This is a genomic window from Lysinibacillus sp. FN11 (assembly GCF_024628845.1).
Lineage (GTDB): Bacteria > Bacillota > Bacilli > Bacillales_A > Planococcaceae > Lysinibacillus > Lysinibacillus capsici.
Genome location: NZ_CP102383.1, coordinates 314,294 through 330,646, shown reverse-complemented (window position 1 = coordinate 330,646; position 16,353 = coordinate 314,294). Strand labels below are relative to the sequence as shown.

At 37.5% G+C, this 16,353-nt stretch carries 15 protein-coding genes; 5 read left to right on the top strand and 10 right to left on the bottom strand.

Annotation, left to right across the window (positions count from 1 at the left end):
- Window positions 1-34: 34 nt before the first annotated feature.
- Genes lpdA through pdhA form a run of 4 tightly spaced genes read right to left on the bottom strand, consistent with a single transcriptional unit; the run spans window position 35 to window position 4,949 of the window.
- A complete protein-coding gene (gene lpdA, locus NP781_RS01460; RefSeq protein ID WP_221679661.1) occupies window positions 35-1,450 on the bottom strand; it encodes a dihydrolipoyl dehydrogenase in 1,416 nt (471 codons plus the stop codon).
- Between the two features lie 5 nt (window positions 1,451-1,455).
- The gene (locus NP781_RS01455; protein WP_257521255.1) at window positions 1,456-2,805 is read right to left on the bottom strand and encodes a dihydrolipoamide acetyltransferase family protein; all 1,350 of its coding nucleotides are present in this window, start codon (window positions 2,803-2,805) and stop codon (window positions 1,456-1,458) included.
- A gap of 47 nt (window positions 2,806-2,852) precedes the next feature.
- Window positions 2,853-3,830, bottom strand: coding sequence for an alpha-ketoacid dehydrogenase subunit beta (locus NP781_RS01450; RefSeq protein ID WP_004224734.1), 978 nt, complete (start codon window positions 3,828-3,830; stop codon window positions 2,853-2,855).
- Between the two features lie 3 nt (window positions 3,831-3,833).
- Complete coding sequence (gene pdhA / locus NP781_RS01445; RefSeq protein WP_004224731.1) at window positions 3,834-4,949, bottom strand: pyruvate dehydrogenase (acetyl-transferring) E1 component subunit alpha; 1,116 nt, start codon at window positions 4,947-4,949, stop codon at window positions 3,834-3,836.
- A 394-nt stretch (window positions 4,950-5,343) separates the two neighbouring features.
- On the opposite strand from pdhA, the gene def reads away from it, so the two are divergent.
- Window positions 5,344-5,901 carry a peptide deformylase gene (gene def / locus NP781_RS01440; RefSeq protein WP_221679657.1) on the top strand — a complete coding sequence of 186 codons (558 nt, stop codon included), beginning with the start codon at window positions 5,344-5,346 and terminating at the stop codon, window positions 5,899-5,901.
- A gap of 41 nt (window positions 5,902-5,942) precedes the next feature.
- Here the strand turns inward: def and phnX are convergent, their stop codons facing one another.
- Genes phnX through NP781_RS01415 form a run of 5 tightly spaced genes read right to left on the bottom strand, consistent with a single transcriptional unit; the run spans window position 5,943 to window position 11,218 of the window.
- Window positions 5,943-6,755: a phosphonoacetaldehyde hydrolase gene (gene phnX / locus NP781_RS01435; protein WP_257521254.1), complete on the bottom strand. Its 813-nt coding sequence runs from the start codon at window positions 6,753-6,755 to the stop codon at window positions 5,943-5,945.
- Complete coding sequence (phnW, locus tag NP781_RS01430) at window positions 6,745-7,845, bottom strand: 2-aminoethylphosphonate--pyruvate transaminase (RefSeq protein ID WP_221679654.1); 1,101 nt, start codon at window positions 7,843-7,845, stop codon at window positions 6,745-6,747. The genes phnX and phnW overlap by 11 nt, the downstream gene beginning before the upstream one ends.
- Window positions 7,846-7,858: 13 nt before the next feature.
- Window positions 7,859-8,845 carry an extracellular solute-binding protein gene (locus NP781_RS01425; protein WP_221679652.1) on the bottom strand — a complete coding sequence of 329 codons (987 nt, stop codon included), beginning with the start codon at window positions 8,843-8,845 and terminating at the stop codon, window positions 7,859-7,861.
- Window positions 8,842-10,473, bottom strand: a complete 1,632-nt coding sequence (locus NP781_RS01420) for an ABC transporter permease subunit (protein WP_257521253.1) — start codon at window positions 10,471-10,473, stop codon at window positions 8,842-8,844. The genes NP781_RS01425 and NP781_RS01420 overlap by 4 nt, the downstream gene beginning before the upstream one ends.
- Complete coding sequence (locus tag NP781_RS01415; RefSeq protein ID WP_221679646.1) at window positions 10,466-11,218, bottom strand: ABC transporter ATP-binding protein; 753 nt, start codon at window positions 11,216-11,218, stop codon at window positions 10,466-10,468. Before NP781_RS01415 ends, NP781_RS01420 begins: the two co-directional genes overlap by 8 nt.
- A gap of 145 nt (window positions 11,219-11,363) precedes the next feature.
- Between NP781_RS01415 and NP781_RS01410 the strand changes: the two genes are divergently transcribed.
- Window positions 11,364-12,125, top strand: coding sequence for a DeoR/GlpR family DNA-binding transcription regulator (locus NP781_RS01410; RefSeq protein ID WP_257521252.1), 762 nt, complete (start codon window positions 11,364-11,366; stop codon window positions 12,123-12,125).
- A gap of 54 nt (window positions 12,126-12,179) precedes the next feature.
- Here the strand turns inward: NP781_RS01410 and NP781_RS01405 are convergent, their stop codons facing one another.
- On the bottom strand, window positions 12,180-12,950 hold the full coding sequence (locus NP781_RS01405; protein ID WP_257521251.1) for a Cof-type HAD-IIB family hydrolase: 771 nt from the start codon (window positions 12,948-12,950) through the stop codon (window positions 12,180-12,182).
- Between the two features lie 436 nt (window positions 12,951-13,386).
- Between NP781_RS01405 and NP781_RS01400 the strand changes: the two genes are divergently transcribed.
- The 3 genes from NP781_RS01400 (at window position 13,387) to NP781_RS01390 (ending at window position 16,352) form a co-directional block, all read left to right on the top strand.
- On the top strand, window positions 13,387-13,596 hold the full coding sequence (locus NP781_RS01400; protein WP_004224712.1) for a DNA-dependent RNA polymerase subunit epsilon: 210 nt from the start codon (window positions 13,387-13,389) through the stop codon (window positions 13,594-13,596).
- A 5-nt stretch (window positions 13,597-13,601) separates the two neighbouring features.
- The gene (rnjA, locus tag NP781_RS01395) at window positions 13,602-15,269 is read left to right on the top strand and encodes a ribonuclease J1 (RefSeq protein ID WP_036077035.1); all 1,668 of its coding nucleotides are present in this window, start codon (window positions 13,602-13,604) and stop codon (window positions 15,267-15,269) included.
- 288 nt (window positions 15,270-15,557) lie between these two features.
- On the top strand, window positions 15,558-16,352 hold the full coding sequence (locus NP781_RS01390; RefSeq protein ID WP_257521250.1) for a protein kinase domain-containing protein: 795 nt from the start codon (window positions 15,558-15,560) through the stop codon (window positions 16,350-16,352).
- The last annotated feature ends 1 nt before the right edge of the window (window position 16,353 follow it).

Genomic DNA, 16,353 nt, shown 5'->3' with positions numbered 1-16,353 from the left:
ATGATCCCGCTTTATCTACACTCTTTTATTCAAATTATTTTTTCGCTACAATGTGGATTGGGTTGCCAAGTAATACTTCAGCAGTTTCCATTGTAATTTCACCTAACGTTGGGTGAGCGTGAATTGTTAATGCGATATCCTCAGCAGTCATGCCGCCTTCAATCGCTAAGCCCATTTCAGCGATCATATCAGATGCACCAGCACCTACGATTTGAGCACCAATTAATAAGCCATCCTCTTTACGAGCAACAAGTTTCACGAAACCTTCTGATTGGTTTAATGCAAGTGCACGACCATTTGCTGCGAATGGGAATTTCGCTGCAGTATATTCGATGCCTTCAGCTTTTGCTTGTTCTTCGTTGTAACCAACTGTCGCCATTTCTGGATCTGTGAAACATACAGCTGGAACAGCAAGATAATCAACTACTGATTTTTCACCCGCAATTGCTTCAGCAGCAACTTTACCTTCGTAAGATGCTTTATGTGCAAGTTGTGGACCTGCTACGATATCACCGATTGCATAGATGTTTGGAATATTTGTGCGACATTGTTTGTCAACATTGATTAGACCACGTTCACCGAATTCAACTCCGATTTCAGCAAGTCCCATTTCATCTGTATTTGGACGACGTCCTACAGTAACTAACACGTAATCAGCTTCAACTTTTTTCTCTTCTCCGCCAACTTCATAAGTTACTACTACGCCGTTTTCAGTTTCTTCTACGCCTTTTGCAGATGCGTTAACTTCAATTTCAACGCCTTTCTTTTTAAGGCCTTTTTTCACGATTTGCGTCATTTGTTTTTCGAAGCCAGCTAAAATATCTTTTCCGCCTTCGATAATTGTTACTTGAGAGCCAAGGTTTGCATAAGCGGATCCTAGCTCAGTACCAATATAACCGCCACCGATAACAACTAATTTACTAGGTACTTCTTGTAAAGAAAGTGCACCAGTAGAATTTAATACGCGATCAGTGAATTTGAATGTTGGAATTTCAACTGGACGAGAACCTGTTGCAATAATGACATTGTTAAATGTGTAAGTTTGAGCAGATTCACCATTGATGATACGCACTGAATGAGCGTCAACGAAATAAGCTTCACCTTGTACAATTTCAACTTTGTTACCTTTAAGTAAGCCTTCAACACCGCCAGTTAATTTCTTAACAACGCTGTCTTTAAATGCTTGTGCTTTTGAGAAGTCTAATTTCACATCAGAAGCGATGATTCCCATGTCATCTGAATGTTTAGCTTGCTCAAAACGGTGACCTACTGAAATTAATGCTTTTGATGGGATACAACCTACGTTTAAGCACACTCCACCAAGTACATTTTTTTCAACGATTGTTACTTTTTGGCCAGTTTGAGCTGCACGAATTGCTGCTACATATCCTCCAGGACCTGAACCAATGACAAGAGTATCTGTTTCGATTGGGAAATCTCCTACTACCATTTTTGTTACGCCTCCATTAATAATAATTCTGGCTCACTTAACAAACGCTTTAAGTGATTTAAAGCATTTTGCGCAGTGGCTCCATCGATCATACGATGATCAAAGCTCAATGATAATGCTAACACAGGTGCGGCTACAATTTCACCATTTTTTATTACAGGTTTTTCTGAAATTCGACCAATACCTAGAATTGCTACTTCAGGATGGTTAATAACTGGTGTAAACCATTGTCCTCCTGCAGAACCAATATTCGTAATGGACATGGAAGCACCTTTCATTTCATGTGGTGCTAGCTTTCCTTCACGGGCTTTTGTCGCTAATTCATTAATTTCATTAGACACTGCAAATACAGATTTACGATCTGCATGCTTAATAACTGGTACTAGTAAGCCTCTTTCAGTATCTGCTGCAATACCAATGTTATAGTAATGCTTTTGGATAATTTCTTGTGTTGCATCATCTAAAGAGCGATTAAATTCTGGGAACTCGCGTAAAGTTGAAATAAGTGCTTTCACTACATATGGTAAGTATGTTAATTTAACACCTTTTTCGGCAGCGATATCTTTGAATTTTTTACGATGTGCTACAAGAGCTGTTACATCGACTTCATCCATTAGTGTAACATGAGGAGCCGTTTGTTTCGAGTGTACCATTGCTTTAGCAATCGCTTTTCGAATACCTGACATTTTTTCACGAGTCTCTGGGAAATCCCCCTCAAGAACTACTGGTGCTGCTGGTGTAGACGTTTCTTGTTGAACTGTTTCTTCTGATGTTTCGATATTTGCAGTTTCAGCCTCTACAGTACCGCCACCTTTTAAGAAGTTTTCAATATCTTCTTTAAGGATTCGACCGTTTTTGCCTGTACCCTTCACTTCACGAATATTTACATCGTTATCACGTGCAAATTTACGTACAGAAGGCATCGCGATCACACGTTTTGTTTCATCAACTACTGTCTCCACTTTTTCTGGAGCTCTTTCAGGGGCATTTTCTGGTGCCTTTTCCCCTTTAGCAGGAGCTTTTTCTACGTTCTGACCAGATTCAGCAGTTGCTTGAACTTGTGCTTCTGTTTTTGCTTCGGCATGATCGTCACCTTTTAGCTTTAAGTCTTCATAGCCAGGTGCGTCTAATCGGATTAAAACATCGCCAACTACGGCAACTGTCCCTTCTCCTACTAAAACTTCCTCTACTGTTCCTTCAACTGGTGAAGGGATTTCTACTACTGCTTTATCATTTTGTACTTCACAAAGAATATCGTCTTCTTTTACTGTATCTCCAGCTTTAACGAACCATTTCACAATCTCGCCTTCGTGAATACCCTCGCCAATATCCGGTAATCTGAATTCAAATGCCATGTGTACCCATCCTTTCTATTTACTGTTGTTCAAGTTTAGAAGCTTTATTAGAATGTTAAAACTTTTTTCGCTGTTTCCATTACATCTTTGTAATTTGGTAACCAAACACCTTCAGCTTGTGGGAATGGGTACACAGTATCTGGTGCAGCCACACGAAGAACAGGAGCCTCTAAGCTTAAAATTGCTCGCTCTGTAATTTCTGCTACTACGTTCGCAGCGATACCTGCTTGTTTTTGAGCTTCTTGGACAACGATTGCACGACCTGTTTTTTCAACTGATGCGATAATTGTTTCCACATCGATTGGTTGAATTGTACGTAAGTCAATTACTTCTACAGAATGTCCTTCTTTTTCAAGTTCTTCTGCAGCCTTTAAGCTTTCATGAACCATTAAACCGTAAGCAACAATTGTTAAATCAGTACCTTCACGTTTTACATCTGCTTTTCCTAGTGGGATTTCGTATGCTTCCTCAGGTACTTCTTCACGGAATGAACGGTATAGTTTTAAATGCTCTAAGAAAATAACTGGGTTGTCATTACGAATAGAAGAAATAAGTAAACCTTTTGCATCATATGGTGTTGATGGTACAACAACTGTTAATCCTGGTTGTGCTGTCATTAAGCTTTCTAAGCTATCTGAGTGCATTTCAGGTGTATGCACACCACCACCAAATGGTGAACGGATTGTTACTGGAGCATTGTATACGCCACCACTACGGTAGCTCATACGTGCTAGCTGGCCACTGATTGAATCCATAACTTCATAAACGAAACCGAAGAATTGAATTTCAGGAACTGGACGGAATCCTTGAAGAGAAAGGCCAACTGCTAAGCCACCAATACCTGATTCTGCTAATGGTGTATCAAATACGCGGTCAACCCCAAATTCTTTTTGTAGGCCTTCTGTCGCGCGGAATACCCCACCGTTGACACCTACATCTTCCCCGAATACAAGAACGTTTTCATCATTCTTTAATTCTGTGCGAAGTGCATCTGTAATTGCTTGAATCATCGTCATTTGTGCCATAGGTTATTTCGACTCCTTCTCTTTATAGATTTCATACTGTTCTTTTAGATTAGAAGGCATTTCGCCTTTATACATATTTTCCATTAACTCTGTTACTTTTTGTTTTGGAGCAGCATCTGCTTTTTTGATTGCTTCTTTAATTTCTTCTTTTGCTCGCTCAATTACTGCTTCTTCTTTTTTCTCATCCCATATACCTTTTGCTTCTAGGTATTTACGGAAGCGAACTAGAGGATCTTTTTGAGCCCATTCATTATCTGTATCAGAAGTACGGTAACGAGTTGGGTCATCCCCAGCCATTGTATGAGGACCATAACGGTAACACATTGTTTCAATTAATGTTGGACCTTCACCATTAACCGCGCGCTCACGAGCATCACGAGTTGCTACATAAACTGCAAGCGCATCCATTCCATCTACTAAAATACTTGGTAAGCCTGCTGCTACACCTTTTTGTGCAATTGTTTTAGCAGCTGTTTGCAATTCACGAGGTGTTGAGATTGCATATTGGTTATTTTGTACAATGAAGATTGCTGGAGATTTAAATGCACCTGCAAAGTTAATGCCTTCATAGAAGTCTCCCTGAGAAGAACCACCGTCACCTGTATACGTTACTGCAACAGCTTTTTTCCCGCGTTTTTTAATACCAAGTGCTACCCCAGCAGCTTGAATATATTGTGCACCGATAATAATTTGTGGAGCTAAAACGTTTACACCTTCAGGAACCTGATTCCCCATGAAGTGCCCACGTGAGAATAAAAATGCTTTTTCAAGAGGTAAGCCATGCCATACAATTTGTGGCACATCACGGTAACCTGGTAAAATCCAATCTTCTTGTTCTAATGCAAAGTGAGAAGCAAGTTGTGAAGCTTCTTGACCCGCAGTTGGTGCATAGAAGCCTAAACGTCCTTGACGATTTAATGAGATTGAACGTTGATCTAAAATACGTGTGTAAACCATACGTGTCATTAACTCAACTAGTTCCTCATCTGATAATTTAGGATCTGCCTCTTTATTTATAATTTCGCCTTCTTCATTCAAAATTTGAAACATTTCAAACTTATCTTCGATTTCAGTTAGCGTTTGTTTAGCATCAAAAATATTATTGTTTTTCTTGCTCATTTGTCACATCTCCCTTTCAGCTGTATTAAAATAAATCACCTTTTTAACTAGTACAACTTATTCTTGACACTCAGTATACTGAATAAAATACTGTCGGTCAATCATCTATTACTGCTATATACAAAGATTTTTTCTAGAATAACAATCAAATACCGCTGTCCTATACTGTATTACTATTATTCAATTTCTGTATTACAACACCTTATTCACACCATACAACTCTTGCGTTTTCCAACAGGTTTTCCCCTAGTAGAATACCCCATTCTCGAAAATCTAATAGCATTATAAAAATTTTTTGAGTATATTCAAATAAGGACTTTTTTCATGGGATTGTACGAAAACGTGATGTATACTTATTAGTAAGCACTACAAAGTTGAAAGGAAGATTACTATTATGATTTTAATGGATGATATTATCCGCGAAGGTCATCCGACTTTACGCACAAAAGCAGAGGAAGTTAAATTCCCTTTAACTGATGAAACAAGAAAGCTTGCTGAGGATATGCTTCAATATTTAATCAACAGCCAAGATCCTGAAATGGCAGAAAAATATAATTTGCGTAGTGGCATTGGTTTGGCTGCCAATCAGGTAAATAGCTTACAGCGTATGTTTGCCCTTCATTTAAAAGATGAGGCTGGTGAACAATTAAGCTTTGTAGCCATAAATCCAAAGATCGTTAGCCATTCTGTTGAAAACACATACCTATCATCAGGAGAAGGATGTCTTTCTGTTGACCGTAATATTCCTGGGTATGTACCTCGTCATGCACGAATCACAGTAAAATTTAAAACCATTGATGGTGAAGAGAAAAAAATGCGCCTTAAGGGCTTGCCAGCTATTGCCTTTCAACATGAATTAGATCATCTAAATGGCGTTATGTTTTATGACCGTATTAATGAAAAGAATCCATTTGCGGAAATACCAGATTCAATCCCATATGAGCGCGACTAAAAACAACCTCGGCAGTTTATTACTTCTGCCGAGGTTAATTTTTATTTATATTCTAATTGTCTATCCACATTTAACCGAGCATTGATCGTTTCAATTAATGCTGGCAACTCCGCCATTGTTTCAATTGTATAATGAGCACCAGATTCTTTAAAAACACATTTTGTTTTCGCTATGATTTGTTGCTGTTCTTCTAAAGATAGGGCATTGAATTCTTCTTCGGATAGTCCCATTTCTGAGCTTCCAATAATAACGCCAACAGCCCAAACACCTGCATTCAAGGCTTCCTTTATATCTGATGTTGTATCGCCAACCTTCACAACTTGCTTCGTCGCTTGCGAACCTAATGCCTCCATATTTTTAAAAATCATATATGGATATGGTCGCCCTTTATCACCTACCTGTGTAGGTGTTACAAGAAAATCAGGTTGATAGCCCTTGTCAGCTGCATGCTTTGTCACTACTTCCATCATTGCATCTGTATAGCCAGTTGTAGAGCCTATTCGAATACCTGCACCTCTTAATTGCTGTACTGTTGTTTTCACGTGCTGGATAGGATCTGTATAGGTCGCCAAAGACTCCATTAATTTTGTTTCAAAATGATTATATAATACATGTACATCCTTTTCAGTAAAGGATTGTCCATGTACACGATGCCATTCTGCTTTAATTCTTGGCATTTCTAGCATGGTGCGGATATGATCAATTTTCAGCATCCCCATTGGTTTACGAGCCTCTTCCAGTGTAACTATCACACCAGCATCTTCAAAAATTGTTAAAAAAGCATTAACAGGGGCAAAACAACCAAAGTCAACTGCTGTGCCTGCCCAGTCCAAAATAACCGTCTCAATTTTCATTGTTTTTCACCACCATATAATTTTCAATGATTTCACATAATGCAAGCATATCTTCCTCATGAATATCACCAATATTGCCAATACGGAATGTATCGACATCCGTCAGCTTACCTGGATAGATAACGAAACCTGCCTTTTTTATTTCTTGATAAAAATGCTCAAAAGAAAACTCTTTATACGGGAATAAAAATGTTGTGATAATTGGTGATTGAAGCTCCTCCGAAATATACGCTTTAAATCCCAGCACTGACAAGCGAGAGCGAAGTAGTTGATTATTATACGCATAGCGTTTGTAGCGGGCATGAATTCCGCCTTCTTCATTCAACTCTTCAAGCGCCTTCGCAAAAGCTGCAACTACATGAGTAGGCGATGTGAAACGCCATTTCCCATCTTGCTTCATTACTTCCCACTGACTATGCAAATCTAATGCTACACTTCGAGCTTGTCCCTTACATTTTTCCAATGCTCTTGTATTCGCGATAACAAAACCAAAGCCTGGGACACCCTGAATACATTTATTGGCACTACTAATACAAAAATCAATATGCAAGCTTGATAAATCCATTGGCACGCCTCCAAAGCTACTCATGGCATCCACAATAAACGTTTTGTTGAACGAATGAACAACTTCCCCAATTTCTTTAATAGGATTTAAAATACCAGTAGTCGTCTCACAATGTACGATAGCTACATGAGTAATACTTCTATCTCTTTCAAGGAAGGATTGTACTTCTAACAAGGATGGCTGTTCATCATAAGGAGCACTATAAACAACATGCTGTAACTTTAAGGCTTTGGCCATTTCAACAATTCTTTCACCATAAGCACCATTTGTTAGTATCAGCACCTTATCATTTTCACCAATTGCAGTTGTTAGTACAGACTCCACTACAAAGCTTCCACTTCCTTGCATTAGTACCGTAGTGTAATCAGCTTCATCAACTTTTGCTAATTTTAAGAGTTGCTTTCGAATCACTTGTGTCACATTTTTATAATCGTCATCCCATGTACAACGATCTTTTAACATTTCTCGTTTCACCGCTTCAGTTGTTGTCAATGGACCTGGCGTCAATAATTTATAGTTACTCATCTGCTATAACTCCTTATCTCTGTGCTTCTTTAAAGAAGGCTTGGTGTTTTTCTAATAAATCTACGGTTAAGGTTGTATCCCATTTTTTCAAATAGGCAGGAACGTGCTCGTCCTTTACTTGTTCTCCTTCATATAGGGCTACAGGGTATTGCTCTAGAAGACCATCACGAGCCTCTGTGGCAATTACCTTTGCAATTTCTTTCGCTAATGCTTCCTCACCTTCTTTATCTACAACAGCTACAGATTCTGTTAAAGTGAAGTTTCCTTCTGTCGGGTCAATATAATCAATCGGCAACCCTTCGTTTTTGGCATCAATAGCTTGGATACGTAAACCAAAGCCAGCAGCAACTTCTCCTGTTTTCACCTTTTTAATAGGGCCAGAGCCTGAACTCTCAATATGTGGTCCTGCATTTTTAATTAGCTCTGCTAAAATTTTTTTCCCTTCTTTTTCACCATATTCCTTTATAATAGCTTGTACGAGAAGCCACCCTGTTGAGGAGTCCATAATGTTTGGGAATGACACTAAATCCTTATAAGCAGGGTCTGTCAAATCTTTAATTGATTTCGGGATAGGTAGCTCCTTTTGTTGTAATACCTCTGTATTAATAAAGATAGAGCCTACATTGCCTAAAATCGGTAATGCATACGTAACACCCCCATCAAGAGGCTTTGAGTCTGAAGAAATATCCACAAACATGGATTTTGAGGTTTGTGCACTTTCTATAAAATAAGAAGCCATTGTCACAACATCTGCTTCAATATCTGTCCCTTCCGCCATCATTTTGCCACCTAACTCAGAAGTACCATACGACTGGATTAAATACTTACCTTTATAGCCCTTGTCATCCAATGTAGTTTCCATCACTTCAATAGCTTCATCATCAGCATTTGAATAAATGATGACTTGCTCTTTGGAATCTGCTGCTACCCCTCCACATGCAGCTAAAACGACTGCTGCTGCACTTACTGTCCCTAACATCATGCCTGTTGACTTCTTCATTTTGTAATCTCCTCCGTTTTTTCTTTATGTGCTGCTATATAATCACAACCTAATTTCACAATGAGGTTTGTACATAAAATGAATATCGATAAAACAAAAATATCGGTGTACTTTGCGAAATGCTGTAGCTCTTTTATCCTTGTCGATACAAGCATTGTCTTTGTGCTGACAAGAAAAATAACACCGCTGACCGTAACCATCGCATTTAAAAAATAGTAGCTAAACATTTGATAAATCGTTGGCCTAATATTCGGTAAAATAATTCGTATCACGGTTTTTAACCACGAATCCTTTAACAACTCAGCTGTCACTTCCCACGTAGGATCCATTTTTTGCAACGAATTTTTCGCCATTAAATAAGGTGTCGTAAAAAAATGGACTATATTACATGCGATAATGATAAGAAAAGTACCCTTTAAAGAACTTCCATTAAAGAAAAATAAGTAGGATAATCCAAGCACCATTCCTGGAACTGTATTTGTCATCATAGAAGTTACATCTAAGCTTTTTCTTCCCTTTAATGGTGTCCTTGTATTAAGAAGCGCTGACATAAATGTTATGCCCACACCGAATATGGCTGTTAGAACCGCTACGATGAGAGAATTGATGTAAACCTTCGTTAAATCTTTCTCTGCAAGTACATTTTGAACGTGCTCTAATGTAAAGCTGAAATCGTACGGATAGCCTTTGGTAAAAGGCACAATAAACATGGTTGAAAAAATAATACATACAGCTGTTACACAGAGAATTGAATAAATTGTAAATAGCGCATCTCGTAAACGATGCTTTACAAGTTCACTTTGCCCAACCTGTTTATATTGAAAATTGAAGCGCTCTAAAACCGTTAGCATGACAACACCTAATACAGCAGGTACTAGCATTAACACCGAAATGACTGCTCCACGTTCAAAATGTACAATGGAACCTAACATAGCTTGGTAGAGCTCAGTAGCTATCACCCTGTAATTTCCACCAACCGATGCAGGGATTCCAAAGTCTGTGAAGCTTAAAACAAATGTTAAAATAAATGCCCCGCCAATTGTTCCAAGCATAGGACGGTATACGGTATGATAAAAACGACGCAGGGGCTGATCATGCATTAATATTGAAACAAGTAAAAACCGTTTATCGATATATTGCATGGAATTTTGCATTAATATAAAAGCAACTGGTAATGTGTATAAGACGTAACCGATCACCAAGCCGTTATACCCATAGATTGTAAAAAGAGGCTGCCCTACTAATTTTGTTAGAATTCCTTGATTACCAAATGTATATATCAATACAAAGCCATAGGTGATGGTTGGCAGTAGCATCGGCAACGTAATTCCAATTTGAACTAATTTTTTTGTATGGCGATGCATCGTAGTAAAATGAACAGCATAGGCCAACCAAAAGGCTAAAATGGTTGTAATCACTGATGCAACAAAAGAAACTTTAAAACTATTCGTAAAAGCTTCACGAATTTCGATATTCCGTAAAGCTTCTATATAATTTTGAGTGGTCACGACATTGCCTATTTTGAATGACTGCCAAAGCATATAAAGCAATGGCACAATTAAAAAGAATAGAAAAAATAGTAGAATCGGTAGAAAAATTAATTTCATTACTTTATTCGTTTTAAGCATAGGTTTCTCCAAACAATTGATAGATGTTATGTCGCTTAATATGAAGCTGCCTTAAGATAAAGTCCTCTACAAATTGATTTTTTGGCGCTGTTACAATTTCATGAGGTGTGCCAAATTGAGCAACTGTACCTTCATTAATAATGATGACTTTATCTGACAAGGTAAGGGCTTCTTCTGGATCATGTGTCACGATAATCGTCGTCAAATTAAATTCACTGGCGATGGATTTAATACGTTCCTTTATAGATTCCTTTATAACGCCATCTAGTGCACTTAGTGGTTCGTCTAATAATAGAATTTTAGGTTGCATCACGAGTGTTCTTGCTATGGAAACGCGTTGTTTTTGCCCACCAGACAATTCATGAATATTCTTATGCAAATGAGGAGCTAGCTCTAAAAAATCAATGTATTCTTGTATCTCCTCTTTGGACATTTTCACGTTTTTATTTTTTAATCCATAAATAATATTGTCGTATGCATTTAAATGAGGAAATAATGCAAAATCCTGAAACACTATATTAAATCCTCTTTCTTGCATTGATTGCTTGGAAATATCTTGTCCATTGTAGACAAGCTGACCAGCAGTTGGATCTACAAGTCCTAAAATGATATTAAGCAAAGTAGTTTTACCGCAGCCACTCGGCCCTAGCAACGAAATAATCTCACCTGATTCAATGGTTACGTTGATATCTACTAAAACTTTTTTATTTTTATAGCTTTTTGAGATATTTTTTAGCTCTAACAAATTGGTCACCTCACTCAGTTCTTAGCTTCAGTATAGAGACCATTTGTAAAGGATAATGCTTATTTGTGTAAATGTTGAGTAAATTCTGACCAACTGTTGACAAAGTTATGATTATTTTGAGTAAATATCTAGTAGAGGTGATGAAATGTACATGATAGAAAGGCAACAACTAATTTTGCAGTTTATACGTCAACATAAGGTAGTAAAATTAGTAACACTTACAAAAGAGTTTAACGTTTCGATGGAAACGATCCGTCGCGATGTACAACAGTTGATGCAAGACAAAAAAATTGAAAAATTTTATGGGGGCGTTAAATATATTGAGCCAGTAGAAGGACTAATTGATCAGCGACTTCACGAACAGTTAACAGAGAAAATTGCCATTGCCAAAGCATGTGCTTCGCTCGTTCAAGATGGGGAATGTATTTTCATTGATAGCGGAACAACTACCTATCAAATGACACCCTTTTTATTGGACAAGGAAAAACTAACAGTGGTGACAAATTCACTACCTGTAGCATTTGATCTAATCGGCTCTAACATTGAGGTTATACTGCTTGGGGGTAAAGTACGCCATTCTGAAAAATCAGTGACATCAAATGAATTTTTATTTCGCTTCGAGCATCTTAATATCAATAAAGCTTTTATTTGCGCTAGTGGGGTTTCAATTGAAAAAGGCATATCCGATTTTAGCTTGGATGAAGCGATTACTAGAAAGCAAATTATTTCCATCGCTCAAAAAGTCTACGTAGCTACAGATTCCTCAAAATTTAATAAAGATGTAGCGATTCAAGTTTGTCCAGTGAATGACGTAGATGTCATTATCACAGATGACGCACTATCCAAAAAGACGATTCAACATTTTTCAGAAAAAGGTGTTCAAATAAAAACCGTCAATATGGCATAGACCATTAATCAAAAAACAACTAGTTGGAAATTTCCAACTAGTTGTTTTTCATTTTTATATAATAGATAGCTTACGCATTATTTTTGAGAGACCATCCTCGTCTACATGGTCTGCAATATGATGAGCGACTGCCTTCACTCGCTCATGGCCATTCCCCATAGCAACACTTGTCCCAACTGCCTGTAGCATTTCGATATCATTTATGCCATCGCCAAAAGCAAAGGCATCTTGTAAAGTGATGCCCATTTTTTCAAGCACCTTTTCAATACCAGCAGCCTTCGAACCTCCTTTTGGCAAAATATCGCAAGAATAACGATGCCAACGTACAAATTGAACATTTGGGAAGGTTTCATTATATAAAGGCTCATCTTTTTCTTCCATAAAAATAAGTGTTTGATATACATTGTTCTGCATATAATAAGATGAGTTTAATTCTGGATACGGATATTTAAGAGTATCTAAGCTTTCAGCTACCATACGATGATCGCCAACTGAGGCAATCATCCGTTTATCATCTAAAAACACTACAGGTTCGTTACGCGCCTCACCAAAGGCAATAATTTTAGTAAGTTCATCTTTCGCAATCCCATTTGTATAGATAACCTCACCTTTATAGACGACATATTGACCATTGAAGGTAACATAGGTATCAATCTCTAATTCTTCTAGTAATGACTCAATCATAAATGGTGCTCGACCAGTAGCAATTGCCAATTCATAACCATTACGTCGTGCTGCCAAAAGTGCCTCTTTGGCAGATGAAGGTAACTTTTTTTCACTGTTATAGAGAGTACCATCAACATCAAAAAATAAAATTTTGTTCATTCTATTAACCCTTTCCATAAATATTATCCTTTCAAGCTAAATGACTTTACATAGACAATAATTTTAATTATAATGATCCTAAGGAGTGATGTGCCATGCTTAAGAAACTCAAACGGAAATTGTTGAAGCAACTTCGTGGCGTACTCGGAAAAAAATCAATTGCCTAACATTTGCCCTTCATTATTTGAAGGGCTTTTCTTTATTTTAGAGGAAGTGCGTGATAATATAAAGGAAATGCATTTATTTGGCTATACGCAACCACTGTCTCACTACTTCCTATACAATTTTATAACATAGTGCACATCTGAAGCATTGAGATACAAGTATTACAAACGTACATTTCTTCAATAAAAGAAATTCGTTGTTTTCTTGTAGCACGTGTGTGGTAGTAGTCAAAGGTGCAAGAAAATTGTACGCAATTAAAGGAGAGCAAACTATGATTTACAAAGTTTATTATCAAGAAAATGCAAATGAGATTCCAGTTCGCGAAAATACTAAAAGTCTATACCTAGAAGCTACTTCAGAACGTGAAGTACGTGAAAAGCTAAAAGACCGAAACTACAACATCGAGTTCATTCAACTGCTTGAGGGTAACTACTTAGAGTACGAACAAGCAAGCCCGAACTTCGTCTTGGAGGAAATTTAACAAACATGAAGTTTGTTAAAAATGACCAAGCAGCTGTTTTCGCGCTCGGCGGACTGGGCGAAATCGGCAAAAACACTTATGGCGTTCAATTTCAAGATGAAATTATCTTAATTGACGCCGGTATTAAATTTCCAGAAGACGACTTACTCGGCATTGACTATGTTATTCCTGATTACACGTACTTAGTACGTAATGTCGATAAAATCAAAGGACTGTTTATTACCCATGGACATGAGGATCATATCGGGGGTATTCCATACCTTTTACGTCAAGTAAATATCCCTGTCTATGGCGGTAAGCTCGCACTTGGCTTATTACGTAATAAATTAGAAGAACATGGCTTGCTACGTACAACAAAACTCATTGAAATTAAGGAAGAGGATGTTATTAAATTCAGAAAAACATCTGTTAGCTTCTTTAGAACAACACATAGTATTCCTGATGCTTATGGAATTGTTGTTAAAACACCACCTGGTAATATTGTTCACACAGGTGACTTTAAATTTGACTTTACACCAGTGGGTGAACCAGCCAACCTAACAAAGATGGCTGAAATTGGACGTGATGGCGTGCTTTGCTTACTATCTGATAGTACTAACGCTGAAAAGCCTAATTTCACAATGTCAGAGCGCACAGTTGGAAAAAGTATCGATGAGATTTTCCGTAAGGTGGATAGCCGTATTATTTTTGCTACCTTCGCATCAAATATTCACCGTTTACAGCAAGCCACAGACGCAGCCGTGAAATACGGAAGAAAGATTGCTGTCTTTGGTCGCTCAATGGACAATGCTATTACGATTGGTCGTGAGCTAGGTTACATTACGGCTCCAAAGGATACATTTATTGATGCTCAAAGCATCAATCGACTTCCTGCAAACGAAGTTATGATTTTATGTACAGGCTCTCAAGGTGAACCAATGGCTGCCTTATCACGTATTGCCAATGGGACACACCGTCAGATTCAAATTCAGCCTGGCGATACAGTTATCTTCTCTTCTTCACCAGTACCAGGTAATACTGTAAGTGTTAATAAAATCATTAACTTATTGTTCCGTGCAGGTGCAGAAGTCATTCATGGCGCATTAAACAATATTCATACATCTGGTCACGGATCTCAAGAAGAACAAAAACTGATGCTTCGCTTAATGAAACCCAAATTCTTTATGCCTATCCATGGTGAATTCCGTATGTTAAAAATGCATACACATCTAGCAGAAGATTGTGATGTTCCATTAGACAATACATTTGTTATGGAAAATGGTGATGTACTTGCATTAAGTGCTAATGAAGCACATGTAGCTGGCCGTATTCCTTCAGGAGATGTTTACATTGATGGCAATGGTATTGGCGATATCGGTAATATCGTGTTGCGTGATCGCCGCATCCTTTCTGAAGAAGGTTTAGTGATTGTAGTTGTCAGCGTGGATATGGAAAAACAAAAAATTGTTTCTGGTCCTGACATCATCTCGCGTGGATTTGTCTATATGCGTGAATCAGGCACGATGATAAACGAGGCACAAAAAATGCTGAACCGTCATCTGAATGAAACAATTCAAAGCAAAACTCCTCAATGGACAGAATTGAAAAATGAAATTACAGACGTTTTGGGACCTTATCTATTCGAAAAAACAAAACGTCGTCCAATGATCTTACCGATTATTATGGAGGTTTAACCTCGTAAAAAGAAACTATGTAAAATTTACATAGTTTCTTTTTTATTTTTGAAACCTCCTTTTTATTTTTGCGTATATAGTAATAACAACATCAAAAAGGAGCGTTTTTATGCTAGATAAAATTCTTCATTCCTTATTCAATAGTAAATCCAAACGCCATTATTCTTCCTCAAGTAGCCGTAGTAGATATTCAAAACGACATAATTATTATGGTCATAAGCATTATAAGCGTAGCTCTCGTAAAAGCTCACGCAGTTTTTTCAGCTCTATGAGTTTTTTTAGTAGCTAATGTGGTGGAAACGACTTTCAGAAAAAAGTTTTGACCAGGCTGTAGAACTTTACATAGCCGAACATCCCGATTTTTCTTTTAAAAAATTTCTTGGCTATGGCTCATATGGTCGTACGTATTTAATTGAAGATTGCTCTTCAGCAAGTCTATTTGTTTTAAAATGCTTGCGACCCAAACATCGTCATCACCAGAAAACTATTCACAAATTTCAACAAGAAATTCACATACTCCAGCAACTTTCACTACCCTATGTTCCTACCATCCATTCAGTAGGAACAATTTCAAACAGCCCATTTTTTATCATGGACTATGTCAATGGGCAAACTTTTGAGCAGCTTATTTTTCAGAATGGTGCCAAATTTACAATCGCTCAATCCCTTGCTATTACAAAGCAATTATTAGAACAAATAGTACAGTTACACAATCATGGTATTATACATCGCGATTTACGTATTCCGAATATATTGTTAGTGGGTCAACAATTGCATATTATTGACTTTGGTCTAGCTACCACTTATCAAAAGCAAATCGATATCTCTACGATCGAAAATCCAAAACGTGCTGAAAATCATATTAGTGATCTTTATTTTGTCGGACATTTTTTATTATTTTTACTATACTCAGACTACAAGCCAAGCAAGAAAAAAGAGAAAGCTTGGCAGCAGGAATTAAAATTACCAATCGAAGTCCATGATTTTCTTGAGCACTTATTATGGATTCAAGAACCCTTCGCAAGTGCTTTAGAGGCCTTGCAATCTATGCCCCCATTCATAGATAAAACTATTAAAAAATAGA